Annotated in this window: 30 protein-coding genes; 15 read left to right on the top strand and 15 right to left on the bottom strand. The window is 64.2% G+C overall.

Annotated elements, in window-relative coordinates; genetic code table 11:
* Positions 1-116 precede the first annotated feature (116 nt).
* Entirely contained in the window at positions 117-1,067 is a 951-nt protein-coding gene (gene ispH / locus ACP15I_RS15475; protein ID WP_424975777.1) for a 4-hydroxy-3-methylbut-2-enyl diphosphate reductase, read from the bottom strand.
* A 151-nt stretch (positions 1,068-1,218) separates the two neighbouring features.
* On the opposite strand from ispH, the gene ACP15I_RS15470 reads away from it, so the two are divergent.
* The gene (locus tag ACP15I_RS15470; protein ID WP_424975776.1) at positions 1,219-1,650 is read left to right on the top strand and encodes a c-type cytochrome; all 432 of its coding nucleotides are present in this window, start codon (positions 1,219-1,221) and stop codon (positions 1,648-1,650) included.
* A 6-nt stretch (positions 1,651-1,656) separates the two neighbouring features.
* Here the strand turns inward: ACP15I_RS15470 and ACP15I_RS15465 are convergent, their stop codons facing one another.
* The gene (locus ACP15I_RS15465; protein ID WP_424975948.1) at positions 1,657-2,097 is read right to left on the bottom strand and encodes a YqaA family protein; all 441 of its coding nucleotides are present in this window, start codon (positions 2,095-2,097) and stop codon (positions 1,657-1,659) included.
* 84 nt (positions 2,098-2,181) lie between these two features.
* Positions 2,182-2,754, bottom strand: a complete 573-nt coding sequence (locus tag ACP15I_RS15460; RefSeq protein WP_424966996.1) for an NYN domain-containing protein — start codon at positions 2,752-2,754, stop codon at positions 2,182-2,184.
* Between the two features lie 98 nt (positions 2,755-2,852).
* Between ACP15I_RS15460 and folK the strand changes: the two genes are divergently transcribed.
* From folK to recO, 11 genes are all read left to right on the top strand, one after another.
* The gene (folK, locus tag ACP15I_RS15455) at positions 2,853-3,440 is read left to right on the top strand and encodes a 2-amino-4-hydroxy-6-hydroxymethyldihydropteridine diphosphokinase (protein ID WP_424975947.1); all 588 of its coding nucleotides are present in this window, start codon (positions 2,853-2,855) and stop codon (positions 3,438-3,440) included.
* 76 nt (positions 3,441-3,516) lie between these two features.
* Positions 3,517-3,870 (top strand): DNA-directed RNA polymerase subunit omega, encoded by a 354-nt coding sequence (rpoZ, locus tag ACP15I_RS15450; protein WP_424966995.1) that lies wholly within the window; start codon positions 3,517-3,519, stop codon positions 3,868-3,870.
* A gap of 28 nt (positions 3,871-3,898) precedes the next feature.
* Positions 3,899-6,019: a RelA/SpoT family protein gene (locus tag ACP15I_RS15445; RefSeq protein ID WP_424966994.1), complete on the top strand. Its 2,121-nt coding sequence runs from the start codon at positions 3,899-3,901 to the stop codon at positions 6,017-6,019.
* Between the two features lie 39 nt (positions 6,020-6,058).
* Complete coding sequence (locus tag ACP15I_RS15440) at positions 6,059-6,706, top strand: DUF2062 domain-containing protein (RefSeq protein WP_424966993.1); 648 nt, start codon at positions 6,059-6,061, stop codon at positions 6,704-6,706.
* A gap of 33 nt (positions 6,707-6,739) precedes the next feature.
* A complete protein-coding gene (locus ACP15I_RS15435) occupies positions 6,740-7,504 on the top strand; it encodes a pyridoxine 5'-phosphate synthase (RefSeq protein WP_424975775.1) in 765 nt (254 codons plus the stop codon).
* 108 nt (positions 7,505-7,612) lie between these two features.
* A complete protein-coding gene (gene acpS / locus ACP15I_RS15430) occupies positions 7,613-8,032 on the top strand; it encodes a holo-ACP synthase (RefSeq protein WP_424966991.1) in 420 nt (139 codons plus the stop codon).
* Between the two features lie 53 nt (positions 8,033-8,085).
* Positions 8,086-8,871, top strand: coding sequence for a signal peptidase I (gene lepB / locus ACP15I_RS15425; RefSeq protein ID WP_424966990.1), 786 nt, complete (start codon positions 8,086-8,088; stop codon positions 8,869-8,871).
* On the top strand, positions 8,868-9,557 hold the full coding sequence (gene rnc, locus ACP15I_RS15420; RefSeq protein ID WP_424975774.1) for a ribonuclease III: 690 nt from the start codon (positions 8,868-8,870) through the stop codon (positions 9,555-9,557). The genes lepB and rnc overlap by 4 nt, the downstream gene beginning before the upstream one ends.
* Positions 9,550-10,476, top strand: a complete 927-nt coding sequence (gene era, locus ACP15I_RS15415; RefSeq protein WP_424975773.1) for a GTPase Era — start codon at positions 9,550-9,552, stop codon at positions 10,474-10,476. The genes rnc and era overlap by 8 nt, the downstream gene beginning before the upstream one ends.
* Positions 10,477-10,479: 3 nt before the next feature.
* A complete protein-coding gene (locus tag ACP15I_RS15410; RefSeq protein WP_424975772.1) occupies positions 10,480-10,812 on the top strand; it encodes a DUF1491 family protein in 333 nt (110 codons plus the stop codon).
* Between the two features lie 68 nt (positions 10,813-10,880).
* The gene (recO, locus tag ACP15I_RS15405; RefSeq protein WP_424975771.1) at positions 10,881-11,606 is read left to right on the top strand and encodes a DNA repair protein RecO; all 726 of its coding nucleotides are present in this window, start codon (positions 10,881-10,883) and stop codon (positions 11,604-11,606) included.
* A 6-nt stretch (positions 11,607-11,612) separates the two neighbouring features.
* Here the strand turns inward: recO and ACP15I_RS15400 are convergent, their stop codons facing one another.
* Both ACP15I_RS15400 and ACP15I_RS15395 read right to left on the bottom strand, forming a co-directional pair.
* The gene (locus ACP15I_RS15400; protein WP_424975770.1) at positions 11,613-12,017 is read right to left on the bottom strand and encodes an META domain-containing protein; all 405 of its coding nucleotides are present in this window, start codon (positions 12,015-12,017) and stop codon (positions 11,613-11,615) included.
* A gap of 117 nt (positions 12,018-12,134) precedes the next feature.
* Positions 12,135-13,829, bottom strand: coding sequence for an acyl-CoA dehydrogenase family protein (locus ACP15I_RS15395; protein WP_424975769.1), 1,695 nt, complete (start codon positions 13,827-13,829; stop codon positions 12,135-12,137).
* 272 nt (positions 13,830-14,101) lie between these two features.
* Here ACP15I_RS15395 and ACP15I_RS15390 point away from each other — a divergent pair, with 272 nt between their 5' ends.
* The gene (locus tag ACP15I_RS15390; RefSeq protein WP_424975768.1) at positions 14,102-14,866 is read left to right on the top strand and encodes a sulfite exporter TauE/SafE family protein; all 765 of its coding nucleotides are present in this window, start codon (positions 14,102-14,104) and stop codon (positions 14,864-14,866) included.
* 3 nt (positions 14,867-14,869) lie between these two features.
* Here the strand turns inward: ACP15I_RS15390 and ACP15I_RS15385 are convergent, their stop codons facing one another.
* The 7 genes from ACP15I_RS15385 to ACP15I_RS15355 form a co-directional block, all read right to left on the bottom strand.
* Positions 14,870-15,739, bottom strand: coding sequence for a lysophospholipid acyltransferase family protein (locus ACP15I_RS15385; protein ID WP_424975767.1), 870 nt, complete (start codon positions 15,737-15,739; stop codon positions 14,870-14,872).
* A 72-nt stretch (positions 15,740-15,811) separates the two neighbouring features.
* Positions 15,812-16,081, bottom strand: coding sequence for an HPr family phosphocarrier protein (locus ACP15I_RS15380; RefSeq protein ID WP_424966981.1), 270 nt, complete (start codon positions 16,079-16,081; stop codon positions 15,812-15,814).
* A gap of 11 nt (positions 16,082-16,092) precedes the next feature.
* Positions 16,093-16,482, bottom strand: coding sequence for a PTS sugar transporter subunit IIA (locus tag ACP15I_RS15375; RefSeq protein WP_424975766.1), 390 nt, complete (start codon positions 16,480-16,482; stop codon positions 16,093-16,095).
* A gap of 37 nt (positions 16,483-16,519) precedes the next feature.
* Positions 16,520-17,422, bottom strand: a complete 903-nt coding sequence (gene rapZ, locus ACP15I_RS15370) for an RNase adapter RapZ (RefSeq protein WP_424975765.1) — start codon at positions 17,420-17,422, stop codon at positions 16,520-16,522.
* Between the two features lie 30 nt (positions 17,423-17,452).
* Complete coding sequence (locus tag ACP15I_RS15365) at positions 17,453-17,878, bottom strand: HPr kinase/phosphorylase (protein ID WP_424975764.1); 426 nt, start codon at positions 17,876-17,878, stop codon at positions 17,453-17,455.
* Between the two features lie 3 nt (positions 17,879-17,881).
* Positions 17,882-19,606 carry a sensor N-terminal transmembrane domain-containing protein gene (locus ACP15I_RS15360; RefSeq protein WP_424966977.1) on the bottom strand — a complete coding sequence of 575 codons (1,725 nt, stop codon included), beginning with the start codon at positions 19,604-19,606 and terminating at the stop codon, positions 17,882-17,884.
* Positions 19,603-20,304: a response regulator transcription factor gene (locus ACP15I_RS15355; RefSeq protein WP_424966976.1), complete on the bottom strand. Its 702-nt coding sequence runs from the start codon at positions 20,302-20,304 to the stop codon at positions 19,603-19,605. The genes ACP15I_RS15360 and ACP15I_RS15355 overlap by 4 nt, the downstream gene beginning before the upstream one ends.
* 338 nt (positions 20,305-20,642) lie before the next feature.
* Here ACP15I_RS15355 and ACP15I_RS15350 point away from each other — a divergent pair, with 338 nt between their 5' ends.
* Positions 20,643-22,241, top strand: a complete 1,599-nt coding sequence (locus ACP15I_RS15350) for a phosphoenolpyruvate carboxykinase (protein ID WP_424966975.1) — start codon at positions 20,643-20,645, stop codon at positions 22,239-22,241.
* Between the two features lie 83 nt (positions 22,242-22,324).
* Here the strand turns inward: ACP15I_RS15350 and ACP15I_RS15345 are convergent, their stop codons facing one another.
* Positions 22,325-23,200, bottom strand: a complete 876-nt coding sequence (locus ACP15I_RS15345) for a 3-hydroxybutyryl-CoA dehydrogenase (protein WP_424966974.1) — start codon at positions 23,198-23,200, stop codon at positions 22,325-22,327.
* A 159-nt stretch (positions 23,201-23,359) separates the two neighbouring features.
* On the opposite strand from ACP15I_RS15345, the gene ACP15I_RS15340 reads away from it, so the two are divergent.
* On the top strand, positions 23,360-24,226 hold the full coding sequence (locus ACP15I_RS15340; RefSeq protein WP_424975763.1) for a DUF6473 family protein: 867 nt from the start codon (positions 23,360-23,362) through the stop codon (positions 24,224-24,226).
* Positions 24,227-24,376: 150 nt separating this feature from the next.
* Here the strand turns inward: ACP15I_RS15340 and ACP15I_RS15335 are convergent, their stop codons facing one another.
* Positions 24,377-25,306, bottom strand: a complete 930-nt coding sequence (locus tag ACP15I_RS15335; protein ID WP_424974614.1) for an electron transfer flavoprotein subunit alpha/FixB family protein — start codon at positions 25,304-25,306, stop codon at positions 24,377-24,379.
* The gene (locus ACP15I_RS15330; protein ID WP_424974613.1) at positions 25,306-26,064 is read right to left on the bottom strand and encodes an electron transfer flavoprotein subunit beta/FixA family protein; all 759 of its coding nucleotides are present in this window, start codon (positions 26,062-26,064) and stop codon (positions 25,306-25,308) included. Before ACP15I_RS15330 ends, ACP15I_RS15335 begins: the two co-directional genes overlap by 1 nt.
* Positions 26,065-26,079: the final 15 nt, after the last annotated feature.

The raw sequence follows: 26,079 nt of genomic DNA, 5'->3' as shown, positions 1-26,079 counted from the left end.
CCGCGCCCTGTTGGCCCGTGCAGCTTGTGGCGTGAGATTGTCTCGGCGGGACGGGTGTGCAGCCGGGCGATGCCCGCGCGCACGCTGGACCGGCCCGGGCGTCGGCCCGCGCGCGATCAGGCCGTTTCGCGCAGGACGCGCGGGACCTTGAATTCGACATTCTCCTGCGCGGTCTCGACCTGCTCGACGGTGACGTCGAACCGTGCGCGGAAGGCGTCGATCACCTCATTCACGAGGATCTCGGGTGCCGAGGCCCCGGCCGTGATCCCGATGGAGCCGATCCCCTCAAGCGCGCGCCAGTCGATGTCGTCGGCGCGCTGGACCAGTTGCGCATACGCGCATCCCGCCGCCCGGCCCACTTCGACCAGCCGCTTGGAGTTGGACGAGTTCGGCGCGCCGATCACCAGCATGGCATCCGCCTTGGGGGCCATGGCCTTGACCGCTCCCTGCCGGTTCGTAGTGGCGTAGCAGATGTCTTCCTTGTGGGGCCCGACAATCGCCGGGAATCGGGCCTGCAGGGCGGCCACGATATCGGCGGTATCATCGACCGAGAGCGTCGTCTGGGTGATGAAGGCCAGCTGATCCGGGTCGCGCGGGGTGAGCGTCGCCACATCCGCCACTGTCTCGACCAGCAGGACCTCGCCCTCCGGGAGCTGACCCATGGTGCCCACGGTCTCGGGATGGCCCTCATGGCCGATCATCACCATCTGCAGGCCGTTTCCATGGTGGCGCTCGGCCTCGATATGGACCTTGCTCACCAGCGGACAGGTCGCGTCCACATAGACCATCTCGCGTCGGGCCGCCTCGGCGGGGACGGCCTTCGGCACGCCATGGGCCGAGAAGATCACCGGGCGGTCATCGGGGCAATCTTCCAGTTCCTTGACGAAGACCGCGCCCTTGGCGCGCAGCCCGTCGACCACGTATTTGTTGTGCACGATCTCGTGGCGGACATAGACCGGCGCGCCCCATTTCTCGAGCGCCATCTCCACGATCTTGATCGCCCGATCCACGCCCGCGCAGAATCCACGCGGGGCGGCGAGGTAGAGGGTCAGCGGGGGCAGGGACATGGCGTGGTCCTCGATCTGTCAGAGTTTCTTTACGAATAGGTGTCCAGAGCGCGTTTGACCAGTCCCGAGCGTCGCGTCCCGGCGCGGTTTCTCGCGGGGCTTGACCTTCCAGCGGGGGAAGCGGCTTGGCTGGCCCCAAAGGAGGATCGGAATGCGTGCTCTCACTTTGATCTGTGCCGTGACGCTGGCCCATGGCGCGCAGGCGGACGGGCTGTTGCCTTGGCAGGACCCAGCCGCCGTCGCGCGCGGGGCCGAGATCTATGCGGGGTATTGCGCCGCCTGCCATGGCGAGACCCTCGAAGGTCAGGTGCCGGATTGGCGGTCGCCGGGGGAGGATGGCCTGCTGCCTGCGCCGCCCCACGACGCCACGGGGCACACCTGGCATCATGCAGATCTGTTGCTCTTCCGGATCACGAAATACGGGACCGAAGCGCTGGTCGGGGGATCCTATCGCAGCAATATGGCCGGGTTCGACGGGGTTCTGAGCGATGCCGAGATCCTCGCGGTGCTCGGCTATATAAAGAGCACTTGGCCCGACCGCATCCGCGCCGCCCATGATCGGGTGAACGCCGCCGCGCAATAGGCCGCGTCAGGACAGCAGCTCGCCTCCGCCCACGACGGCTGCGGCGAGCACGACATAGCGGGCCGTCTTGGCAAACCCGACCAGCAGGACAAAGACAATGAGCGGCGTGCGCATCACGCCCGCAGCGACGGTGATCGCGTCTCCTAGGGGTGCCCAGCTGAGCAAAAGGCTCCACTTGCCGTATTTCGTGAACCAGCTCTGCGCCTTGTCCAACTGCGCTTCGGTCACGGGAAACCAGCGCTTGTCGCGAAAGCGCGGGATCTGCCAGCCGAGCGCATAGTTCAGAACCGATCCGAGCGTGTTGCCGACCGAGGCCACGAGCAACAGCGCCCAGAGCGGCACCGCGGCCTGGATCTGGAACGCGGTGAACACGATCTCGGATTGCAGGGGCAGCAGCGTCGCTGCCCCGAAGGCCACGGCAAACATCGTCGCCAGCACGCCTGTCATGGTGTCCCAGATCCCCAAAAACCTCTCCCCTTGAATGAAAAAGACCCGCCGGAGCGGGTCCAATCCTGCGCGGTGATGGCGCGCTCAGTCTGCGGTCTCGGTGACCGTCTCGCGGGGCTCGCGCGGCTCACGCGGCGGGCGCCCGATGATCTCCTTGAGCTCGTCGAGCTCAATGAAGTTGTCGGCCTGACGGCGCAGCTCGTCCGAGATCATCGGCGGATGCGACCGGATGGTCGAGACCACCGAGACCCGCACGCCACGGCGCTGCAGGGCTTCGATCAGGGGGCGGAAATCTCCGTCGCCCGAGAACAGAACGGCATGGTCCATATGGGGCGCGAGTTCCATTGCGTCCACGGCCAGCTCGATGTCCATGTTTCCCTTCACCTTCCGGCGACCCTGGCTGTCGGTGTATTCCTTGGCCGGCTTGGTCACCATGCTGAACCCGTTATAGTGGAGCCAGTCCACAAGCGGGCGGATCGGTGAATACTCATCGTTCTCCAAGAGCGCAGTGTAATAGAACGCACGCAGCAGTTTTCCGCGCCGCATGAATTCTTGCCTGAGCAACTTGTAATCGATGTCAAACCCCAGCGCTTTGGCTGCGGCGTAGAGGTTGGAGCCATCAATAAACAGCGCCAACCTGTCGTCTTTATAAAACATTACTGGTCCTTCCAAGTAATGCGTTTCATCGAATTCCGTGAGTGCGAATTATTTTAAATTGATGAAACGCGTCATGGAAAGTAAGCCATTTCACGGCCATCGCAACTGGAAAGGCGCTCAAAATTTCGTCCATAGGCATAATAGCGCTGGGCGCAAATCAACCACTCGGTGATTTTGCGCCAGAGCTTACTTTACGTCAAGCTTACGACGCTCTGGAGGAGGCATCGCTGCAGATTGTGGCGCGCAGCCGGTTCTACGCGACGCCCGCATTTCCAGATCCGTCTGAACCAGAGTATGTTAACAGCTGTGTGACCGTGGAAACTGCGCTGTCCCCCAAAGCGCTTTTAGAGGTCTTGCACGGGATCGAGCGCCGTTTGGGCCGGGCCCGGGTGCAGCGCTGGGGCGCGCGGACGCTGGACCTCGACCTGCTGACCTACGGGATCACGATCCTCCCGGATCTTGAAACATATCAGCGCTGGGCGGCGCTGCCGGTTTCGGAACAGATCGCCCGGACGCCGGATCACCTGATTCTCCCGCATCCGCGGATCGCCGATCGGCCCTTCGTTCTGGTGCCGCTGCGCGATGTCGCGCCGCTCTGGCAGCACCCGGTGACCGGGAAAACCGCCGATCAGATGCTCGAAGCCCTGCCAAAAGAGGATATTGCCGCGATCCGGGCCCTCGACTGAGTGCATTTTACTTGTCAAGGGTTTTCCGAGGCCTTACATGCTGGCCACTGCCCCTTTTCGTGAAACGGAGACATCCATGGCCCGCGTGACGGTTGAAGATTGCGTTGACAAGGTTCCCAACCGGTTCGAGCTGGTGATGCTGGCGGCCCATCGCGCCCGCGAGATTTCCGCCGGAGCAGAGCTGACCATTGACCGCGACAACGACAAGAACCCGGTCGTGTCCCTGCGCGAGATCGCCGAAGAGACCCAGTCGGCCGATGCCCTGCGCGAGCGTCTGATCGAGTCCAACCAGACCCAGATCGAAGTGGACGAGCCCGAAGAGGACACCATGGCGATGCTCATGGGTGGCCAGCCGGACAAGCCCGCCGAGGACGACATGTCCGAGGAGAAGCTCCTGCGCGCGCTGATGGAAGCGCAAGGTCAGCCCTGATCCCATGCCTCGGGATCAGCCGGAGTCCATGCTCGAAGCGCGCGACCTCGTCGCCCTGATCCAGACCTACAACCCGAAAACCAACGCGGCCCTGATTGAGGCCGCGTATGCCTATGGGCGCGAGATGCACCGGGGCCAGATGCGCCATTCGGGGGAGGAGTATTTCACCCACCCCGTCGCCGTGGCCGCGATCCTCGCCGAGCAGCGGCTCGATGACAGCACGATCATTACCGCCCTCTTGCATGACACGATCGAGGACACCCGCTCCACCTTCGCCGAGCTCGAGCGCCGCTTTGGCCGCGAGATTGCCGAGCTGGTCAACGGGGTGACGAACCTCACCAACCTGCAGCTCACCAGCCGCGAGAACAAGCAGGCCGAGAACTTCCGCAAGCTCTTCATGGCGATGTCCAAGGATCTGCGCGTGATCCTCGTGAAGCTGGGCGATCGGCTGCACAACATGCGCACGATCAAGCACATGCCCCAGGCCAAACAGGTCAAGAAGGCGCAGGAGACCATGGACATCTATGCCCCGCTCGCCGGGCGCATGGGCATGCAGTGGATGCGCGACGAGCTGGAGGATCTGTCCTTTCGCGTGCTCAACCCCGATGGCCGCCAGTCCATCATGCGCCGCTTCATCAAGCTGCAGAACGAGACCGGCGACATGGTGCAGAAGATCACCAGCGATATCCGCACCGAGCTTGACCGCCACGGGATCCAGGCCGAGGTCTATGGCCGGGCCAAGAAACCCTATTCGATCTGGCGCAAGATGGAGACTAAGAAGCTCGGCTTCTCGCGCCTCTCGGATATCTACGGGTTCCGCGTCATCACCCAGAGCGAGGATGACTGCTATGGCGTGCTGGGGGCGATCCACCAGCGCTGGCGTGCGGTGCCCGGACGGTTCAAGGATTATATCAGCCAGCCGAAATCCAATGGCTACCGCTCGATCCACACCACGGTCTCGGGCCGGGACGGCAAGCGTGTCGAGGTGCAGATCCGCACCCGCCAGATGCACGAGGTGGCCGAGGCCGGCGTCGCGGCCCACTGGTCCTATCGCGACGGGATCCAGGTCGAGAACCCCTTTGCGGTGGATCCGGCCGAATGGATCTCGACCCTGAGCGAGAGGTTCGAGCAATCCGAGGATCACGGTGAGTTTCTCGAGCACGTGAAGCTCGAGATGTATTCCGACCAGGTCTTCTGCTTCACGCCGAAGGGCGAGGTGGTCAAGCTGCCCAAGGGCGCCACCCCGCTGGACTATGCCTATGGCATCCATACCCGGATCGGCGACAGTTGCGTGGGGGCCAAGGTGGACGGCATCCGCGTGCCCCTCTGGACGCGGTTGAAGAACGGCCAGTCGGTCGAGATCATCACCGCCGATGGCCAGCGTCCGCAGGCGACCTGGATCGATATCGTGGTCACGGGCCGCGCCAAGCAGGCGATCCGCCGGTCGCTGCGCGAGGAAGACCGCGCGCGCTTTGTGAAGCTGGGCCAGGAACTCGCCCGGGTGGCGTTTGAGCATGTGGGCAAGCGTGTCACCGACAAGGCGCTCAAGACCGCGGCCCATCAGCTCGGCTATGGCGGGCAACAGGACCTGCTCTCGGCGCTGGGCAGTACGGATATCACGGCCCGCGAAGTGGTCGAGGTGCTCTACCCCGATCTGCAGGGGGCCACGGGCGACGAGGTTGATGCGGAACGGGCCGTGGTCGGCCTGAACCCGGACCAGAGCTTTGAGCGGTCGCGCTGCTGCCAGCCGGTGCCCGGCGAGCGAATCGTTGGGATCGCTTATCGCGGGCGCGGGGTGCGCATCCACGCCATCGACTGCCCGGCACTCGAAGAGTTCGAAGACGAAATGCGGCGCTGGATTGACCTCCAGTGGCATTCCGGTCGCCACGCGGCGGCCCATGCGGTCCGTCTGGATGTTACGATCGGCAACGATCAGGGCGTTCTGGGACGAATCTGCACATTGATTGGCGAACAGAGGGCAAATATTTCAGACCTACACTTTGTTGACCGGAAACCTGACTTTTACCGCCTACTTCTAGAGGTAGAGGTACGTGACCTGGAGCATTTGCACCGCGTCATGACGGCTGTTCAGGCCGATAGCGACGTCGCCGGGCTCGACCGGCACAGAGATTTAAGCCGCAAGCCCTGATCCCCAGGGGCGGGCGGGCCAGATGGAAAGAGGACCCGCTTGGTATTCAAGCGCCGCGATAAACGTCCGGTCTGGAAGACCGTGGCAGAGGCCCTTTGGCCTCGTGGCGGGTGGACTCGGTCCTTCCACTACATCGCGCGCCGGTTGCAGCGACTGCCCGATCCGCCCGAACGGATCGCACGCGGGATCGCGGCGGGGGTGTTCACGACCTTTACACCCTTCTACACGGTGCATTTCGTCATCGCGGCCCTGCTGGCCAAGACGATGCGCGGCAATATCCTTGCCTCGCTGCTGGCGACCTTCTTTGGCAATCCGCTCACCTATATCCCCATCGGGGTGATCTCGCTCAAGACCGGGCATTTCATCCTCGGGACCGAGTTCGATCCGGAGGATGAGACCTCCTTCGTGGGCAAGTTTACCGAGGCGGGCGCGGATCTGGGCAACAATATCGTTGCGCTCTTTACCGACCGCGATGCGGAATGGGCCCATCTGCAGCGCTTCTTCGATGAGGTGTTCTTCCCCTATCTGGTGGGCGGGATCATCCCGGGCATCATCGCGGCCTCGGTCATGTACTATCTCAGCCTGCCGGTCCTGCGGGCCTATCAGAAACGCCGCAAGGGCCAGCTGAAGAAAAAGATCCAGGCTTTGCGCGTCAAAGCGAAGTCGAGGGCTGACGAAGCCCATTGAGCGCCCTAGGTTCGCGGTCAGGAGGCCCTGACCATGACTGTTTCTGACGCGACCCCGGATCTGCTGCGCCTTGGGGTGAATATCGACCATGTGGCCACTGTGCGGAATGCCCGGGGCGGCACGACCCCGGACCCGGTGCGCGCGGCCATACTCGCCCAGGAGGCTGGGGCCGATGGCATCACCGCCCATCTGCGCGAGGATCGCCGCCATATCGCGGATCGCGATATCGAGGCGCTGATGGAGGCGCTGACCGTGCCGCTCAACTTCGAGATGGCGGCGACTGCCGAGATGCAGCAGATCGCTCTGCGCCACACGCCCCATGCGGTCTGCATTGTGCCGGAAAAGCGCGAAGAGCGGACGACCGAGGGCGGTCTCGAAGTGGCGCGCGAGGAAAACCGGCTGGCTCATTTCATCGCGCCCCTAGCCGAGGCGGGCTGCCGGGTGTCGATCTTCATCGCGGCAGAGAAGGCGCAGATCGAGGCGGCGCACCGGATCGGCGCGCCGGTGATCGAGCTTCATACCGGGGCCTATTGCGACGCCCATGCGGAGGGCGATGTCGCGACCCGCGATGCCGAGCTTGGGCGCCTGACGGAGATGGCGGCCTTCGCCGCTGATCTCGGGCTCGAAGTGCATGCGGGCCACGGGCTGACCTATGACTGCGTCGGCCCGATTGCCGCGCTGCCCCAGGTGCGGGAGCTGAATATCGGACATTTCCTCATCGGCGAGGCGATCTTTCGCGGGCTGCCCGAGGCCATGGCCGAGATGCGCCGGAGGATGACCGCCGCCCGCGGGGGCTAGGCGCGCGGGCGGTCGACCGCCCCCGTGTCACCGGGATGTCTTGCAATCGGCGCGGTTATCCCGCAGAGAATTCATGTCTCTCAGACTCGGAATTACTAAGGGCGGCCTATGATTATCGGGATCGGGACGGATCTTGCGAATATCGAACGGATCGAACGCACGCTGGAGCGGTTTGGCGACCGGTTCCGCAACCGTGTCTTCACCGAACAGGAGCAGCGCAAGGCCGATAGCCGGGCGCAGACCGCTGCCACTTATGCCAAGCGCTGGGCCGCGAAAGAGGCCTGCTCCAAGGCGCTGGGAACGGGGCTGCGGATGGGGATCTCCTGGCGCGACATGGCGGTTCAGAACCTGTCCACCGGGCAGCCGACCATGTATGTGACCGGCTGGGCTGCCGAGCGGCTCAAGGATCTGACCCCCGAAGGCCATGAGGCGGTGATCCATGTCTCGCTCACCGATGATCACCCTTGGGCGCAGGCCTATGTGGTGATCTCGGCGGTTGCGATTGATCCGGGCGCGCCCTCCGCTTGACTCCCCGCCTTTGCACGCCCATGAAGCGGGCCAAACCCGGGTAGAGGCGTGATATGGCAAGCACTGAAAAGGCCGAAGGCGGCATTGTGGAAACGGTCAAGACCGTGGTCTATGCGCTGCTCATTGCGGGGATCTTCCGCACCCTGTTCTTCCAGCCGTTCTGGATCCCGTCGGGGTCGATGAAGGACACGCTGCTGGTCGGGGATTTCCTTTTCGTGAACAAGATGGCCTATGGCTACAGTCAGGTCTCCTGCCCGTTCTCGATCTGCCCGATCCCGGGCCGCATCCTGGCCTCTGATCCCGAGCGTGGCGATATCGTCGTCTTCCGCCATCCGGTCAACGGTTCGGACTTCATCAAGCGCCTGATCGGCCTGCCCGGCGACCGGATCCAGTTCCGCGAGGGCGCGCTGTTCCTGAATGGCGAGGCTGTGCCGACCGAACGCGATGGCACCTTCGAGGAGGTGTTCGACCGCCAGGGTCCGATCGGCTCTTACCCGCGTTGTTCGAACCAGCCCGTGGGCGAGGGCGGCATCTGCGAGAAAGAGAAATTCGTCGAGACCCTTCCCGGTGGTGTCAGCCACTCGATCCTGAACATCGACCGCAGCTTTGGCGACAACACGCCCGAGTTCACGGTGCCCGAGGGTCATTTCTTTTTCGTCGGTGACAACCGCGACAACAGCCAGGACAGCCGCTACGCCCAGTCCGTTGGCGGTGTCGGCTTCGTGCCCTTCGAGAACCTGATCGGCCGCGCGGATCGCGTGATCTTCAGTTCCGCAGGCTCCCGGATGCTCTATTTCTGGACCTGGCGCGGGGATCGCTTCTTCAAGGCGCTCGATTGAAGCTGTCCAAGGAGCTTGTCGCCTTCAGCGACCGGATCGGACACACGTTCGCCCGCCCCGAGATCCTTGTCCGGGCGGTGACCCATGCCTCGCGCAGCGCGGCGGTGAGGTCTGACAACCAGAGGCTCGAGTTTCTCGGCGACCGCGTGCTGGGGCTTGTGATGGCCGAGGCGCTGCTGGAGGCCGACCCGGATGCGCGCGAGGGGCAACTGGCCCCGCGGTTCAATGCGCTGGTGCGCAAGGAGACCTGCGCCGAGGTTGCCCGTGAAATCGGGCTTGGCGAAGTGCTCCGGCTGGGGCGGTCCGAGATGCTGACCGGGGGGCGCCGCAAGGAGGCTCTGCTGGGCGACGGGATGGAGGCGGTGATCGCCGCGGTCTATCGTGATGGCGGGTTCGAGGCGGCCAGGGCGCTGGTGCTGCGGCTGTGGGGCAAGCGGATCCGCACGGTCGAGGCCGATGCCCGCGACCCCAAGACCGCGTTGCAGGAATGGGCCCAGGCCCGCAAGCTGCCGCCGCCGAATTATGATGAACTGGGCCGCAGCGGCCCGGACCACGCGCCGGTCTTCACGATCATGGCCCGGCTGCAGACCGGCGCCGAGGCCAAGGCCAGCGCGGGCAACAAGAGACAGGCGGAGCAGGCCGCGGCCAAGGCCCTGCTGAGCCAGGTAGAGAGCAAGAATGACTGACGCATCCACGACCACCCGCGCCGGATTCGTGGCGCTGATCGGCGAACCGAATTCTGGGAAATCGACCCTGACCAACGCGATGGTGGGGGCCAAGGTCTCGATCGTGACGCACAAGGTGCAGACCACGCGCGCGCGGATCCGGGGCGTGGCCATCGAGGGCAACGCGCAACTGGTTTTCGTGGATACGCCGGGGCTGTTCCGTCCGCGCCGGCGGCTCGATCGGGCCATGGTGGCGGCGGCCTGGGGCGGGGCGGCGGATGCGGATGTGGTTGTCCTGCTGGTCGAGGCCCATCGCGGGATGACCGACGGGGTCAAGGCGATCCTGGAGGCGCTGGCCGAGCGGACCAATCCGCGGCAGGCCGTGGCGCTGGCGATCAACAAGATCGACCGGGTGAAGGCCGAGGTCCTGCTGAAGCTGACCGAGGACATGAACGCGGCCTATCCTTTCGCCCGGACCTTCATGATCTCGGCCGAGAAGGGCTATGGCGTGGGTGATCTGCGCAGCTGGCTGGCCGAAACCCTGCCCGAGGGGCCGTGGCTCTATCCCGAGGACCAGATCGCCGATGTGCCCATGCGCATGATCGCCGCCGAGATTACCCGCGAGAAGCTGACCCTGCGCCTGCATCAGGAGCTGCCCTATCAGCTGACGGTGGAAACCGAGAGCTGGCAGGAGCGCAAGGACGGCTCCGTGCGGATCGATCAGGTGATCTACGTGGCGCGCGACGGCCATAAGGGGATCGTGCTGGGCAACAAGGGGGAGACCGTCAAGGCCGTCTCCAAGGCTGCCCGCGAGGAGCTGATCGAGTTTCTCGGACGGCCTGCGCATCTCTTTTTGCAGGTCAAGGTCCGGCCCGGCTGGCTCGAAGAGAAAGAGCGCTTCGACGAGATGGGGCTCGACTTCAAGGACGGGAACGCCTGAGCCATGGCGCGTCTGGCGGCGGGTCTCTGGGTGCAGGCCTATATGATGCGTTGTCAGATCGAGGGGATCCCGGTCTATGTAGAGGCGCGCGGCGATGGCACCGCGGGGGCCGTGATCATCAAGCTCTGCACGCTGGACGGGCAGGCCTGCGCCTATGAACGGCGCTATGACCTGATGCGCGACACACGCTCCTGGGAGGTGCTGGTCGAGGGGCCCGAGCCCGAGGTGGACGCGGCCCTGGCCCGGGCGCGGAGCCGGGATCCGGATCTCTGGATCGTGGCGGTGGAAGACCGCGCGGGACGACACCTGCTGGATGCGCCGGGGCTCGAAGGCTAGGCGCAGCTTGTGCCCGTCGGAGCCTTCGGCGAGAGTATTTCAGGAACAATGAAGGAGGGAGCGCCCGGGTGATCGAGTGGCGCGAAGAGGGCGTGCTCTTGTCCGTCCGGCCCCATGGGGAGACCTCGGTCATTGTCGAGGCCTTCACCGAGGGGCATGGGCGGCATCTGGGCGTGGTGCGCGGGGGCATCTCGCGCAAGCTTGCGCCGGTGTTACAACCCGGTGCGCAGCTGGATCTGCATTGGAAGGCGCGGCTCGAGGATCATCTGGGCAGCTTCTCGGTCGAGCCGATCAAGGGCCGGGCGGCGGCGGTGCTGGGCGACCGGCTGGCCCTGTCGGCGATGAGCGCGGCCTTGGCGCTTGCGGGGTTCTCGCTGCCGGAGCGGGCGGCCTATCCCGCCTTTTATGCTCAGACGATTGCCCTTCTGGACGCGATGGCGGCGGGGACCGGCTGGCTGCCAGCCTATCTCGATTGGGAGATGGCGCTCCTGGAGCAGATGGGCTTCGGGCTGGACCTGTCGGCCTGCGCGGTGCGCGGAGTGAACGAGGATCTGGCCTATGTCTCACCCCGCACGGGCCGGGCCGTGTCACGTCAGGCCGCCGGGGCCTGGGTGGACCGGTTGCTGCCGCTGCCGGATGTCATGCTCGGCGGGCCTGCGGGGCTGTCCGGCGTGCAGGATGGGTTGCGGACCACCGGGCATTTCCTGACGGAGAAGCTCGCCCCGGCATTGGGCAACCGCCCTTTGCCTCCGGCGCGGGCGCGGTTTGTGGATCTCTTGGCGAAATCCGGGTGAGACCGTTCAGGGCGCGGCGCGAAACACCATCTCTCGCCCGAGCTCGGAGTTGCGCAGGATCAGGACCGGGCCGCTGACCTCGGCTTCGGTCATATCGGACAGGGCTTTGAACACCATGTCCTCGGCGGCGAGATCCGGGCAAGCCATGCGGGTGGCCGCCAGGGGCCCTGTGCCGAACCATGGATAGGGGACCGTCAGTGCGCCGGTGAACCGGTTGCACGGGGCCTGCCCCGCAATCTGTCCCGGTTCGAGGAATTGCAGGGTCATGCGCGCGGCAAAGGGCGTGCCGTCCAGTTCGGACAGGGTCCAGACCGTCTCAGGGCTTGTGAAGCCCGACAGGGTTTCGTCGGAGGCGGTGCATGCCGCCAGAAACGGGATGAGCGCCGCGGCGGCGAGGGGAAGCTTTGTCATACCCCTGAGATGGGGCGCCGACGCGAGAGGCGCAAGCGCGGCGCTGTCCCGGACCTGAGGGACAAAAAAACACCCCGCGCAGGGCTCGGGGTGTTTTGCCGTCCTTATTCGAAGGGCTTAGCCCAGCAGGCGGCGCGCAATCACCTGAGCCTGGATCTCGGCCGCGCCTTCGAAGATGTTCAGGATCCGCGCGTCGCAGAGGATGCGGCTGATCGAGTATTCCAGCGCGAAACCGTTGCCGCCGTGGATCTGCAGCCCGTTATCCGCCGCGGCCCAGGCCACGCGCGCGCCAAGCAGCTTGGCCATGCCCGCCTCGACATCGCAGCGCCGGCCCTCATCCTTCTCGAAGGCCGAGAAATAGGTGAGCTGGCGCGCCACCATCAACTCGACCGCCATCATCGCCAGCTTGCCGGAGACGCGGGGGAAGTTGATCAGTGATTTGCCGAACTGCTTGCGGTCGATCGCGTATTGCATTGACACGTCGAGTGCCGATTGCGCCACGCCGATGGCGCGGGCGGCGGTCTGGATGCGGGCGCTCTCGAAGGTTTCCATGAGCTGTTTGAAGCCCTTGCCCTCTTCGCCGCCGAGCAGGTTCTCGCCCTTCACGTGGAAGTTGTCGAAGGCCAGCTCGTATTCCTTCATGCCGCGATAGCCCAGCACCTCGATCTCGCCGCCGGTCATGCCCTCGGTGGGGAAAGGGGCTTCATCCGTGCCGGGGGTTTTCTCGGCGAGGAACATCGACAGACCCTTGTGGTTGTCGTTGCTCGGATCGGTCCGGGCCAGCAGCGTCATGATCTGCGTGCGTGCCGCGTGGGTGATCCAGGTCTTGTTGCCGGTGATCTTGTAATCGCCGTTGTCGTCCTTGACCGCACGGGTCCGGAGCGAGCCCAGATCCGATCCGGTATTCGGCTCTGTGAAGACGGCCGTGGGCAGGGTCTCGGCAGAGGCCAGCTGCGGCAGCCATTTCTGCTTCTGCTCTTCGGTCCCGCCGCAAAGGATCAGCTCGGCTGCGATCTCGGAGCGGGTGCCCAGCGAGCCGACACCGATATAGCCGCGCGACAGTTCCTCGGAGACCACGCACATGGAGGCTTTGGACAGGCCGAACCCGCCATATTCCTCGGGAATGGTCAGGCCGAAGACACCCATCTCGGCGAGCTCCTCGATGATTTCCATCGGGATCAGCTCGTCCTTGAGGTGCCATTCATGGGCGTTGGGCTCGACCCGGTCCACGGCGAAGCGGCGGAATTGCTCGCGGATCATCTCGAGCTCGTCATCGAGGCCGGAGGCGCCGACGGTGATCTCGGCAGCGCGTTCCTGCATCAACTCAACCAGACGCGTGCGCGCGGCCTGGGTGTTGCCGGACTGGGTCAGGGTCATGATCGCGGGGATCATCATGCCGCGCTGGTCTTCCTGGCTCAGGCCGATGTCCTGCAGGCGCAGGATTTCGCCCTGGGACATCGGGATCCCGCCATAGAGCTGCCAGAGGTACTCCCCAAAGGCGATCTGGTGGATGAGCTGCTCGACCTCGCCGAACTTGCCCTCGGTGTTCAAGGCTTCGGCCCATTTCTGCATCTGGCGCAGGGATTGGGCGTAGGTCGCGAGCCAGGCCAGCCCGTGGGAGGCGGTCTGATTTTCCTCGACCAATGCGCCGGAAATCCGGCCATCCACCGACAGGGCGTCCTTCAGCGTCGCAACGGCCTTCTCGACCAGCGCCTCGACTGGGGGCACGGCTGCGGCTGTCAGGCTCAGCAGATCCGGGAGGATCACGTGTTGGGCGTCGCTCAGGGCAAGATCCTGTCCATCATGGGGCATCGTCATTCTCCAGCAAATTCCGGTTTGGTCCGAGATAAGGACTTCGCAACCGCAGCGCAAGAAAAATTCGCAAACGCGGCAATTTGCGAAGCATTATGACCCTCGCTAGGGCCGATTGGGGCCCGGACAAGGCGAGAATGCACGAAAAATGTAAGGTTTCCATGTGGCGTATCGGAGCGTCGTCGTGTGCTGCGCTGCAACAGGGGCCGGCGAATCGCGCTCCCTTGCGGCGAAGCGGCAGGGGGGCTATGGCGCAGGGGAAGGAGCCTGACATGGATCTGTTTCTGTCGCTGCCCGGCGCTGTGATGATCTTCCTCGTGGGGGTTGCCCTGTTTGCCGGGGTGGTCAAGGGGGCGGTCGGCTTTGCCATGCCGCTGATCATGATGTCGGGGCTTTCGGCCGTGCTGCCGGTGCCGGTGGCCTTGGCGGGGCTGATCCTGCCGACGCTGGTGATGAACCTGTGGCAGGCCCTGCGCGGTGGCTTGCCCGCCCTTGGGGTCGCGGCGCAGCGCCATTGGCGGCTGCTGGCGCTGGTTCTGGTGTTCATTGTCCTGTCGGGGCAACTGGTTCTGGCCCTGTCGGATCGGGTGCTGTCGCTGATGATCGGCGTGCCGGTCGCGCTTTATGCGGCTAGCCAACTGGCCGGGTGGCGCTTGCGCGTGGCCCCTCGGCACCACCGCTGGGCCGAACTGGCCACCGGTGTGGTGGCCGGGTTCTTCGGCGGGTTCAGCGGGATCTGGGGGCCGCCCATCGTGGCCTATCTGACGGCGCTCGACACGCCCAAGGCCGAGCAGGTCCGCGCGCAGGGCATGCTCTATGGGCTGGGCAGCGTGATGTTTCTGGCGACCCATCTGAAGACCGGTGTGGTCACCGGGCCGAGCCTGCAATTCTCGGCGATCCTGCTCGCACCGGCGGCGGTCGGGATGCTGATCGGTTTCTGGTTGCAGGACCGTATGGACCAGAGCCGGTTCCGGCAGGCCACCATGGTGCTCTTGCTGATCGCGGGGCTGAACCTGATCCGGCGCGGGCTACTTTAGCGCTTATTTGAGCGCGAGCGTCCGGCTGCGCAGCCACTCCATGAAGCCGCGGGCATTGCTCTTCTGCGCGTCGATCTCGGCCTGATCGAGCGGCTCGCCGACGATGGGCGCCTGAGGCTTGTTCAGGGCGTGCACCACTTCGTGCAGCAACAACCCCTGCCGCAGGGCCGGGTGGATCTGGTTGGCGATCTGGTACCAGCGCGAGTTCTGCCCCGGAAACCGGATCGGGACCACGGTCGCCCCGCTGCGCAGGATCATCTTGGCGGTGAACGGGTTCCATTCCCGCTCGATGGCTGGGCCGAAGGCGGTGTCCGAACTGGCCACGACACCCGAGGGGAAGAGCACGATCACCCCGCCGCCCGCCAGATGGGCCATGGCTTGCTTGCGCATGTCGAGGTTCTTCTGCAGCGCGTCCTCGTCATGGGGAAAGGGCACCGGGATCATGAATTGCTGGATCTCTTCCACATCCGTCAGAAGAGACCGGGTCAGGATCTTGTAATCTGTGCGCACGCGGCCGATCAGATCCGCGAGGACCATGCCGTCCACCAGCCCGTGGGGGTGGTTGGCCACGATGATCACGGGCCCCTCGGCGGGGATGCGGGCGATCTGCTCTTCGGGGGTGGTCAGATCGATGCCCATGATGTCCAGCGCCGGCCGCCAGAATCCCTGCCCCTCGGGCACGCCCTGGGCTTCGAATTTGCGGATCAGGCGAAGCAGGCGGATCTTGCCGGTGGACCATTCCAGGCTGCGGATGACCGCAGAAGCCCAGGGATTCGTGAAGGTCTTGGCGTAAGACAGATTCTTGACGTCATAGGGCTGATCATCCCGGTCGGGCAGATCCGTCGATGCCGGTTGCGCAGAGCCTTCGGTCACAATCTCGGTCCTCTGCACGTTACATCACACATGGAAATCTCCGACCGTTGCGCGCAGGCGCGCCGCGGGATCCTAAAACTTCTCGCCGAACCGGTTGGCCACCAGAGCTTCGAGCGCCGCGGCAAGCTCCTGCGCGGCGGGACCCTTGGTCTCGACCTGAATGGACGTGCCCTTGGAAGCGGCCAGCATCAGCAATCCCATGATCGAATCCCCCGCAGCCGACAGGCCGTCCTTCTCCACCTCTGCGCTGGCGTCATGCGCCTCGACACATTCCACGAATTTGGCAGATGCCCGGGCGTGAAGGCCCTTTTCGTTCACGATCTTCAGTTCCTGGCGGATCATCTGACCTCCCTTCAGACAGTTCCGTCAAAGCTATTTATATACTTCCGACCGGCGTCGAGCGAAAGCTTTACTGCATCGTCCACCGAAGCGCGCCGCGATTTTGCCAATTTGATGAGCATCGGCAGGTTCGCGCCATAGATGATCCGGCGGTTCCCCGGCGAGCAGGCGCTGAGCGCGAGATTGGAGGGCGAGCCGCCGAACATGTCGGTCACCACCACCACACCATTGCCCGTGTCGACCTCGTTCGCGGCGGCGCAGATCTCGGCCTGTTTGGCCGCGCGGTCGCAATCGGCAGCAATGGAGATCGCGCGCATTCCGGTCTGCGCGCCGACCACGTGTTCGACCGCATGCAGATACTCTGCGGCAAGGCCCCCATGGGCGACGATCACGATTCCAATCAAGCGGCCTCCTCGGGGCTGACCTGCGGGGTGAAGCGCGTCAATGGCGTCGTGATGCATGGCGCTGCTCCAAGCCCAGATGTCTTATAGATACCTGCCAACCGTCTTCGACAAGGGCCGCCGCCAGCTTTTCTGTGACTGTGACGCTGCGATGCTGCCCGCCCGTGCAGCCGAAGCCAATAGCGAGATGGGATTTGCCCTCGGCGCGGTAGGCAGGCAGCAACAATCGCGTCAGGGACAGAACATTGTCGAAGAATGCGTCGAAGCGCGGGTCACTGGCCACGTAGTCGGCCACCGCCTGGGAGCGACCGTCGAGCTTGCGCAAGTCCTCCTGCCAATAGGGATTCTGGAGAAACCGCACGTCAAAGACCATGTCGGTGCTCTGCGGTGTGCCGCGTTTGTAGGAAAACGAGCGGACCGAGACCGCGAGGCGCAAGCTGTCGCGGTTGCCGAACCAGCGCAGCATATCCGCCCGCAGGTCATGGGGCGACATGTCGGAGGTATCGATCAGGATGTCTGCCCGCGCCCGGATCGGTGCCAGCAGGTCGGCCTCGCGCTCGATCCCTTCTGACGGGCTCTCGGCGGGCGCCATGGGATGCCGGCGGCGGGTCTCGGAAAAGCGCCGCGCGAGCACCGAGGCCGAAGCGTCGAGATAGAGCATCTGCGCATCCGCGTGCGGATCGGCCTCGAGCGTGCTCAGCAGGTCGGCGAGCCCCGGAAGGCTGAAGTCGCGCGTCCGCACATCGAGCCCGAGCGCCAGAGGGCGACGCAGCGGGGGCCCATCCAGCAGCCGCGGCACCAGCGAGAGCGGCAGGTTGTCGATCGCCTCAAACCCCAGATCCTCCAGCCCCTGAATGGCCGTGGTCCGCCCCGCGCCGGAAGGGCCTGTGACCAGAACAATCTTCTGGGGCGGGTCGCTGGGACTGGGAGGGGCATCTTGCATGGCTGTCTCTCAAGGGGCGGGCAGGGTCGCTCAGGGGGCGGCCCGTCCCTGCCGAAGATAGAGGATCAGCGCGGCGGGGAAAGAGGGGCTCGTCACCTTGTGAAGCAGCACCACCGGCAGGCCGAGCAGACGGCGCGTCCGTTCGGGCGGGAGGCGGTCCGTTTCCGATATGGTCAGATCGAGCAGCGCGGAGATCGGCGCGGGTGCCGCGTCCGGCGCGGGCAAAAGCCCGAGCCCGCGCGCCTCGATCAGGCCCGTGGCATTGGGAGCCGGGTTGGCCCAGAGTTGGTCACCCTCGCGCCGGATCCGCGTGCGGTCATCGCAGATGAGCCCGGCCCCGAGTGCGATCATTTGCAGCGCGAGATCGGACTTCCCCGTCCCGCTGGGTCCGGTGATCACCAGCGCGCGCCCCTCAATGGCGACGCTGGTGGCATGGAGGATCTCCTCCTCATCCATGGATCAGAGAGGCAGGCCGACGATGAACCGCGCGCCAAGAGGCTCGGAGGTGATGTCGAGATCGGTGGGGCGGATATTCTCGGCCCAGATGACGCCGCCATGGGCTTCGACGATCTGCTTGGAAATCGCGAGCCCAAGCCCGGAATGATTGCCAAACTGCCGCTCCGGGCGCTCGGAATAGAAGCGGGTGAAAATCTTGTTCAGCGCTTCCTCGGGGATGCCGGGGCCGGTGTCCTCGACCACGACCAACACCCGGTTGTCGCGCTGTCGAACCCAGAGCCGGACCGCATCGCCCTGTTCGCAGAACGAGATGGCATTGCCCAGCAGGTTCACGAAGACCTGCGCGAGGCGCGGCTCCAGCCCCTGGATCGGCAGGGGGCGCGGCGGCAGGTCGGTGATGAAATCGATCCCGCGTTTCGCGACCTCCTCGGCATGAAAATCCGTCAGGGTGCGGAGCATCTTGATCAGGTCGAAGGTCTCTTCCTCTTCCTTGACCAACTCGCTGTCGAGGCGCGACGCGTTCGAGATATCCGATACAAGACGGTCGAGCCGTCGCACATCATGTTCGATGACATTGAGCAACTTCTGTCTCTGGTCCTCACGTTTGGCAACCCGCAGCGTGCCCGTGGCAGAGCGCAGGGAAGCGAGGGGGTTCTTGATTTCATGCGCGACATCGGCGGCGAATTGTTCGTTCGCATCGATCCGGTCATAGAGCGCCGAGACCATGCCCCGCAGCGCCCCGCTCAGACGGCCGATCTCATCCGGGCGCGTGGTCAGGTCGGGGATCCGCACACGGCCCGGGCTCATCTTGCGGGCGTTTCGGTCGCGCCCCAGCTCGGCCGCGGCGGCCAGATCCGAGAGCGGGTTGGCGATGGTCCCGGCCAGCACAAGGCTCAGCCCAATCGACACCAGCAGCGCGACCATGAACATCTGCAGGAACTGCTCGCGCTCGTTCTGCACCAGCGTGTCGATCTCGCCCGAGGCGGTCGTGAGGGCCACAACCCCGGCCACCTCCCCCCCGATCAGGATCGGCGTGCCCACGGCAAAGATCTGGTTCCCGGCGGGGTCGATACTGTTCTCGATGGTGGTGCGTCCGGTCAGAGCACCGGGCAGAAGACTGCGCGCCTGATCCTCGCTGGCCAGCAGGACGGGCAGTGTCTCGCGCCCCAGAAGGCGGGCGATCCCCTCCCATAGGGTGATGAACATATCCGTGATAAAGGTGGGGGGCGGCGCATCCGTTTCGGTCAGGGCCACCCATTCCGACCGTTTCGCCCCTTCGCCCCGCGCCAGAACATCGCCATCCGGAGCGAACACGAACAACTCAAGCGATGGGGCCAGGTCGAGCGATGCCACCAGCCGGGGCACATTCATGGCCCCGAGATCCGCGGCGGTTTCATCCGTGGTGGCCACGGCCTCGAACACATCGGCGATCAGATGGGCCTCGAAGACAAGGCCCTGCTCGCGCTGGAACACAAGGCTGTCGCGGAACGGATTGAGATAGAGCACCCCTGCCACAAGGATCAGCAGGGCCAGCAGGTTGAAGCTGATGATCTTGCGCGCCAGTGGCGAGCTGTTGATGGCCAGCACCCGACGGGAGCGGGCCTGCCCCCTTGGGGGCTTGCCGGGCTCCGGCTCAGGGGAGGTCTGCGTCTCGGCTCCCAAATCTCCGGTTTCCGACCCGTCGGGTCGGCGCGCAGGAGATCCGTCTGGAGCCGATACGAATGTCATTCTTCGTTATACTTGTACCCAATGCCATAGAGCGTCTCGATGGCGGTGAAGCTTTCGTCGACCGAACGCATCTTCTTGCGCAGACGCTTGATATGGCTGTCGATGGTCCGATCATCCACATAGACCTGATCATCATAGGCCACATCCATCAGCTGATCACGGCTTTTGACGAATCCGGGGCGTTGCGCCAGGGCCTGCAGCAGCAGAAATTCGGTCACGGTCAGGGCGACATCCTTGCCCTTCCACAGGACCGCGTGGCGCAGCGGGTCCATGGTCAGGTTGCCCCGCACGATTGTCTTGCTCTCGTCCAGATCACCGGCTTCATGGCTGGCCACGGCATCCTGACGGCGCAGGAGCGCGCGGATCCGTTCAACCAGCAACCGCTGGGAGAAGGGCTTCTTGACGTAGTCATCCGCCCCCATGCGCAGTCCGAGCACCTCGTCGATCTCGTCATCCTTCGAGGTGAGGAAGATCACGGGCATCTTGCTCTTCATGCGGACGCGCTGGAGCAGGTCCATCCCGTCCATCCTGGGCATCTTGATATCAAACACACCCAGTTCGGGCATGCGACGGCTGAAGGCATCCAGCGCCGACTGTCCGTCATTATAGGTCTCGACCTGGAACCCCTCGGCCTCAAGCGTGATGGCCACCGAGGTCAGGATATTGCGGTCATCATCGACCAAAGCGATCCGCGACATAAGCGAGGTCCTTTTCCTGCGTCCTGCCTCTTTTTTGCGACGAGGATGAGTCCTCGACTCCCGAGAATCAACGGTTTTCTCGCCTTGGCAGGGTTTCGACGCCGCCAAAACACACCAGTTCGGATAATAAAGAGCTAATATTGCAGCTTTTCCGAAATTTGGTTGCGCTAACTTACACTTGGTGGCGCTAACTGTGCGGAACGGTCCTGTTCTCCCCTCCTTGGCCCATGATATACAGACCTTCATGCGCCAAGACGGCGCTATGCGAACAAGTGGTTCACATCTTTTTTCGGGTCCCGGCCGCGACTGGCGGTGCGTAACGAAGCAGGAGCTCACACATGGCAAATGGACGGGTGAATCCAACATTCACGTTGGAGGATCAGGGTATCACGGGGCTCGGAGCAGCCCATTACAACCTGATCGAGCCTGCGCTGATCCAGGAAGCGCTCAAACGTGAGGAGGGGACACTCGGAAAGGGTGGCACCTTCCTTGTGACCACCGGCAAGTACACGGGCCGGTCACCCCAGGACAAGCACGTGGTCAAGACCGCGTCAGTCGTCGACACCATCTGGTGGGAGAACAACGCCGAGATGTCGCCGGAGGGCTTTGACGCGCTTCTCGCGGACATGCTCGAGCACATGAAAGGCAAGGAATACTTCGTCCAGGATCTGTTCGGCGGGGCCGATCCGGCCCACCGTCTGGATGTGCGCGTGGTGACCGAGCTGGCCTGGCATGGCCTGTTCATCCGTCACATGCTGCGCCGTCCCGAGCGGTCCGAGCTGGATACCTTCACCGCTGATTTCACGATCATCAACTGCCCGAGCTTCAAGGCCGATCCGGCCAAGCATGACTGCCGCTCGGATACGGTGATCGCGCTGAACTTCGACAAGAAGATGATCCTGATCGGCGGCACCGAATATGCCGGTGAGAACAAGAAATCGGTCTTCACCCTGCTGAACTACCTGCTGCCCGAGAAGAACATCATGCCGATGCACTGCTCGGCAAACCACGCGGTGGGCAACCCGGTGGACACGGCGGTCTTCTTCGGCCTGTCCGGCACCGGCAAGACGACCCTGTCGGCGGATCCCGAGCGTGTGCTGATCGGCGATGACGAGCATGGCTGGTCCGAGCGCGGTACCTTCAACTTCGAAGGCGGCTGCTATGCCAAGACCATCAATCTGAGCGCAGAGGCCGAGCCCGAGATCTTTGCCACGACCGAGATGTTCGGCACCGTGATCGAGAACATGGTCTTTGACGAGGAAACCCTCGATCTCGACTTCGAGGATGACAGCCTGACGCCGAACATGCGTTGCGCCTATCCGCTGAACTACATCTCCAACGCGTCGGACTCGGCGCTGGGCGGGCATCCCAAGAACATCATCATGCTGACCTGCGACGCCTTCGGTGTCCTGCCGCCGATCTCGCGGCTGACACCGGCCCAGGCGATGTATCACTTCCTGTCGGGCTTCACCTCCAAGGTGGCGGGCACCGAGCGGGGCGTGACCGAGCCGCAGCCGACCTTCTCCACCTGCTTTGGCGCGCCCTTCATGCCGCGTCGTCCCGAGGTCTATGGCAAGCTCCTGCAGGAGAAGATCGCCAAGCACGGCGCGACCTGCTGGCTGGTCAATACCGGCTGGACCGGTGGCGCCTATGGCACCGGCTCGCGGATGCCGATCAAGGCGACCCGCGCCCTGCTGACCGCAGCGCTGGACGGCTCGCTGGCGGATGCGACCTTCCGCAAGGACGCAAATTTCGGCTTCGACGTGCCGGTGACGGTCCATGACGTGGATGCCGCCCTGCTCGATCCGCGCAGCACCTGGGAAGACAGCGCCGCCTATGACGCGCAGGCCCAGAAGTTGGTGGATATGTTTGCCGAGAATTTCGAGCAATACGTGCCCTATATCGACGAGGACGTGAAAGCCGTCGCCATCGGCTGAGCCCGCCTCGCAGACAAAGAAAAACCCCGGTCCATTGGGCCGGGGTTTTTTTGTCTCTAAGTTTGTCTCTAAGGGGGGGCGGCCTAGCGCGTGGGCACCGGCGTCTCGCCGCGATAGTCGTAAAACCCGCGCTGGGTCTTGCGCCCCAGCCAGCCGGCCTCGACATATTTCGTCAGAAGGGGGCAGGGGCGGTACTTGGTATCCGCCAGCCCGTCATGCAGCACGTTCATGATCGCGAGACAGGTATCGAGACCGATGAAATCCGCCAGCTCCAGCGGGCCCATCGGGTGGTTCGCCCCGAGCTTCATGGACTCGTCGATCGACTTCACCGAGCCGACCCCCTCATAGAGGGTGTAGACCGCCTCGTTGATCATCGGCATCAGGATCCGGTTCACGATAAAGGCGGGAAAGTCCTCGGCACTGGCGGCGGTCTTGCCAAGCTGCTCGACCACGCCGAGCAGGGTCTTGTAGGTCGCCTCATCCGTGGCAATCCCGCGGATCAGCTCGACCAGCTGCATCACGGGCACCGGGTTCATGAAATGGAATCCCATGAAGCGTTCGGGCCGGTCCGTCCGGCTTGCTAGCCGCGTGATCGAGATCGAAGATGTGTTCGAGGTCAGGATCGTCTCGGGCTTCAGATGCGGCTGAAGATCCTCGAAGATCGCGGATTTCACGGTCTCGCGCTCAGTCGCGGCCTCGATCACCAGATCTGTCTGGCCCAGCTCCGGCAATTTGAGGGTCGTCTTGATCCGCGCCATGGCGGCGTCCAGTGTCTCGGCGGTAATCTTGTCTCGGCTCACCTGACGCTCGAGATTGCGCCGGATCAGGCCTGTACCCTTATCCAGCGCCTCCTGCGAGATGTCGGTCACCAGAACGTCAAACCCCGCGACCGCGAAAACATGGGCGATCCCGTTGCCCATTTGCCCGGCGCCGATCACGCCCACGGATTTGATGTCCATCTCTGCCCTCACTGACTTGTGCCGCCGCAGCATACGCGGCGCATCCCCTCCTCTCAAGGGAAAGGGAAAGATAAAAATGTCGTCGAATTAGAGGGTTAGGGCTTCGCTAAAGCTTTGGGCGCAATGTGGCTCTGGGTGAGTCGAAATTGAGGTGGCGAAATGACGTATGTGCGTCACGGCGCGCCAGCGCTGAATTATTCGGCATGTCATTATCCGGGGTTGGAAATGGCATTCCGTGGACCGAAACGGTCCCTTTGCGAACCGTATGTTACGTTCCTGGGTGGAACGGCGTTTTACGGCAGATATGTCACGCATGCGATCCCGGACCGGGTCGAGGCGGCGATTGGGCTTGGGTGTGTAAACCTAGGTCTGATGAATGCCGGCGTGGACGCCATGGGGGCCGAGGGGATGGTGTCTCTGGCCAATGGCGGTATGGCCACGGTGATTGAAGTCGTCGGGGCTCAGAACCTGAGCAATCAGTTCTACCGGGTCCATCCACGGCGCAATGACCGGATGGTGACGCCGACGCGGCTCTTCCGGCAGGTCTTTCCAGAGCTTGACCTGTGCGAGGTGCATTTCACGCGCCATCTTCTGGCCCTGATGAAACGCGAGGCTCCCAGTCGCTATGACACGGTGGTCGAAGAGCTGCGCTCTGCCTGGGTGGAGCATATGGCACGGCTGCTGGAGGCGCTGAAGGGGCCGTCGGTGCTGCTTTGGGTGGTGCCCGCGCCGCTGCCTGGCGGCGAGCCCGGGCTGGATCAGGACCCGCTCCTCGTGGACCGGGCCTCGGTGCAGGCCATTTCCGGGCTGGTGGACCGTGTGGTGGAGGTGCGGGAAACCCCATCGATTACCGCGCAAGGCTTGCTTGGCATGCAGATCCCGGAAACGGAGAGTCCCATCGCGTCCCATGTGCCCCGCGGGGCCTTGTTACGCGAGGCGGCGATGGCCTTGCTGGATCCGTTACAGGAGCTTGGATTTGGCCCCGGTCGCGCCTTTGTCGAGGCGGGGGATGGGTTGCGGGCCTGAGCCCACGGCCTGCAGTATTCCCACCCAACGTTTAAGGCCGGAGGTTTTTCTCCGGCCTTTGTGTTTGGTTTGGGCCCGGGTTGGGTCTGGCTGTGTCCGGGTCTTGTCCCGGGGCGGGGTTTGGGCCGCTGTTCCGGGTCGTCGTAGTCCTCAGCCGAGTTTTTCGGTGAGTTCGGGGACGGCGGCGAAGAGGTCGGCGACCAGGCCGTAATCGGCGACCTGGAAGATCGGGGCTTCCTCGTCCTTGTTGATCGCCACGATCACCTTGCTATCCTTCATCCCGGCCAGGTGCTGGATCGCGCCGGAGATGCCCACGGCCACGTAGAGATCCGGTGCCACCACCTTGCCGGTCTGCCCGACCTGCCAGTCATTCGGCGCGTAGCCGCTATCGACCGCGGCGCGCGAGGCGCCCACGGCCGCGCCCAGGGTATCGGCGAGCTTCTCGATCATGGCGAAGTCCTCTTCGGAGCCCACGCCGCGCCCGCCGGAGACCACCACGCCCGCGGAGGTCAGCTCGGGCCGGTCGCTCTCAGCGACTTTGTCCTCGACCCAGGCGCTCAGGCCCGGATTGTCGCCCGCGGCGATCTCTTCGATCGGCGCGCTGCCGCCGGTCTCGGCCGCATCGAAGGTCGAGGTCCGGAAGGTGATCACCTTGGTCGCATCCGCCGATCTCACGGTCTGGATCGCGTTGCCCGCATAGATCGGCCGGTCGAACGTGTCCGCATCCACCACGGCCACCACATCCGACAGCACCATCACATCCAGAAGGGCCGCCACCCGGGGCATGATGTTCTTGGCATCGGTCGTCGCCGGCGCCACCACATGGGAATAGCCTTCGGCCAGGGACGCGATCAGCGCCGCCACCGGCTCGGCCAGGCGATGGCCGTAAAGCGCATCCTCGGCCACCAGCACCTTGGCCACGCCCGAGATCGTCGCCGCCTCGGCCGCCGCCGCCTTGGCCGACGCGCCCACGCAGAGCAGCGTCACCTCACCCAGGGCCGCGCTCGCGCTGACGGCCTTGGCGGTGGCATCCATCGCCAGCGCCCCATCGGTTACTTCTGCCAGACACAAAACAGCCATCAGACAGCTCCTGCTTCCTTGAGTTTCGACACCAGCTCATCCACCGAGCCGACCTTGATCCCGGCGGCGCGCTCGGCCGGCTCGGAGGTCTTGACCACGCTCAGGCGCGGGGTCACATCGACGCCGTAATCGGCCGGCGTCTTCTCATCCAGAGGCTTCTTCTTGGCCTTCATGATATTGGGCAGCGAGGCATAGCGCGGCTCGTTGAGGCGCAGATCCACGCTGACAATCGCCGGCAGCGAGACCTTGATCGTCTGCAGACCGCCATCGACCTCGCGGGTCACGCTGGCGCTGTCGCCCTCGACGGCCAGCTCGGAGGCAAAGGTCGCCTGGGACCAGCCCAGAAGCGCGCTGAGCATCTGGCCCGTGGCGTTCATGTCATTGTCGATCGCCTGCTTGCCACAGAGTACAAGCCCCGGCTCTTCCTCCTTGACCACCGCCGCGAGCAGCTTGGCCACCGCCAGAGGCTCGATATCGGTGTGCACATCCTCGGCCGCATTGATCAGGATCGCCCGATCCGCACCCATGGCCAGCGCCGTGCGCAGGGTCTCCTGGGATTGCTTGACGCCGATCGACACCGCCACAACTTCCGTGGCCGTCCCCGCCTCCTTCAGACGGATCGCCTCTTCCACGGCAATCTCGTCAAACGGGTTCATCGACATCTTCACATTCGCAAGATCAACACCGCTCCCATCCGCCTTAACACGGACCTTCACGTTATAATCAATAACGCGCTTCACAGGCACCAATACCTTCATAAGACCATGTCTCCT

The sequence above is a fragment of the Dinoroseobacter sp. S124A genome, assembly GCF_049801015.1.
Classification (GTDB): Bacteria; Pseudomonadota; Alphaproteobacteria; order Rhodobacterales; family Rhodobacteraceae; genus Dinoroseobacter.
Note: the sequence above shows the minus strand (reverse complement) of the source record. Positions and strands in the feature narration are given on the sequence as shown.

Excerpts from the sequence above, each read along its gene's own strand:
- ispH (WP_424975777.1), bottom strand. The coding sequence starts at position 1,067 with ATGTCCCTGCCCCCGCTGACCCTCTACCTCGCCGCCCCGCGTGGATTC.
- ACP15I_RS15470 (WP_424975776.1), top strand. The coding sequence starts at position 1,219 with ATGCGTGCTCTCACTTTGATCTGTGCCGTGACGCTGGCCCATGGCGCG.
- ACP15I_RS15465 (WP_424975948.1), bottom strand. The coding sequence starts at position 2,097 with ATGACAGGCGTGCTGGCGACGATGTTTGCCGTGGCCTTCGGGGCAGCG.
- ACP15I_RS15460 (WP_424966996.1), bottom strand. The coding sequence starts at position 2,754 with ATGTTTTATAAAGACGACAGGTTGGCGCTGTTTATTGATGGCTCCAAC.
- rpoZ (WP_424966995.1), top strand. The coding sequence starts at position 3,517 with ATGGCCCGCGTGACGGTTGAAGATTGCGTTGACAAGGTTCCCAACCGG.
- ACP15I_RS15445 (WP_424966994.1), top strand. The coding sequence starts at position 3,899 with ATGCTCGAAGCGCGCGACCTCGTCGCCCTGATCCAGACCTACAACCCG.
- ACP15I_RS15435 (WP_424975775.1), top strand. The coding sequence starts at position 6,740 with ATGACTGTTTCTGACGCGACCCCGGATCTGCTGCGCCTTGGGGTGAAT.
- acpS (WP_424966991.1), top strand. The coding sequence starts at position 7,613 with ATGATTATCGGGATCGGGACGGATCTTGCGAATATCGAACGGATCGAA.
- lepB (WP_424966990.1), top strand. The coding sequence starts at position 8,086 with ATGGCAAGCACTGAAAAGGCCGAAGGCGGCATTGTGGAAACGGTCAAG.
- era (WP_424975773.1), top strand. The coding sequence starts at position 9,550 with ATGACTGACGCATCCACGACCACCCGCGCCGGATTCGTGGCGCTGATC.
- ACP15I_RS15410 (WP_424975772.1), top strand. The coding sequence starts at position 10,480 with ATGGCGCGTCTGGCGGCGGGTCTCTGGGTGCAGGCCTATATGATGCGT.
- ACP15I_RS15400 (WP_424975770.1), bottom strand. The coding sequence starts at position 12,017 with ATGACAAAGCTTCCCCTCGCCGCCGCGGCGCTCATCCCGTTTCTGGCG.
- ACP15I_RS15395 (WP_424975769.1), bottom strand. The coding sequence starts at position 13,829 with ATGCCCCATGATGGACAGGATCTTGCCCTGAGCGACGCCCAACACGTG.
- ACP15I_RS15390 (WP_424975768.1), top strand. The coding sequence starts at position 14,102 with ATGGATCTGTTTCTGTCGCTGCCCGGCGCTGTGATGATCTTCCTCGTG.
- ACP15I_RS15380 (WP_424966981.1), bottom strand. The coding sequence starts at position 16,081 with ATGATCCGCCAGGAACTGAAGATCGTGAACGAAAAGGGCCTTCACGCC.
- rapZ (WP_424975765.1), bottom strand. The coding sequence starts at position 17,422 with ATGCAAGATGCCCCTCCCAGTCCCAGCGACCCGCCCCAGAAGATTGTT.
- ACP15I_RS15365 (WP_424975764.1), bottom strand. The coding sequence starts at position 17,878 with ATGGATGAGGAGGAGATCCTCCATGCCACCAGCGTCGCCATTGAGGGG.
- ACP15I_RS15360 (WP_424966977.1), bottom strand. The coding sequence starts at position 19,606 with ATGACATTCGTATCGGCTCCAGACGGATCTCCTGCGCGCCGACCCGAC.
- ACP15I_RS15355 (WP_424966976.1), bottom strand. The coding sequence starts at position 20,304 with ATGTCGCGGATCGCTTTGGTCGATGATGACCGCAATATCCTGACCTCG.
- ACP15I_RS15350 (WP_424966975.1), top strand. The coding sequence starts at position 20,643 with ATGGCAAATGGACGGGTGAATCCAACATTCACGTTGGAGGATCAGGGT.
- ACP15I_RS15345 (WP_424966974.1), bottom strand. The coding sequence starts at position 23,200 with ATGGACATCAAATCCGTGGGCGTGATCGGCGCCGGGCAAATGGGCAAC.
- ACP15I_RS15340 (WP_424975763.1), top strand. The coding sequence starts at position 23,360 with ATGACGTATGTGCGTCACGGCGCGCCAGCGCTGAATTATTCGGCATGT.
- ACP15I_RS15335 (WP_424974614.1), bottom strand. The coding sequence starts at position 25,306 with ATGGCTGTTTTGTGTCTGGCAGAAGTAACCGATGGGGCGCTGGCGATG.
- ACP15I_RS15330 (WP_424974613.1), bottom strand. The coding sequence starts at position 26,064 with ATGAAGGTATTGGTGCCTGTGAAGCGCGTTATTGATTATAACGTGAAG.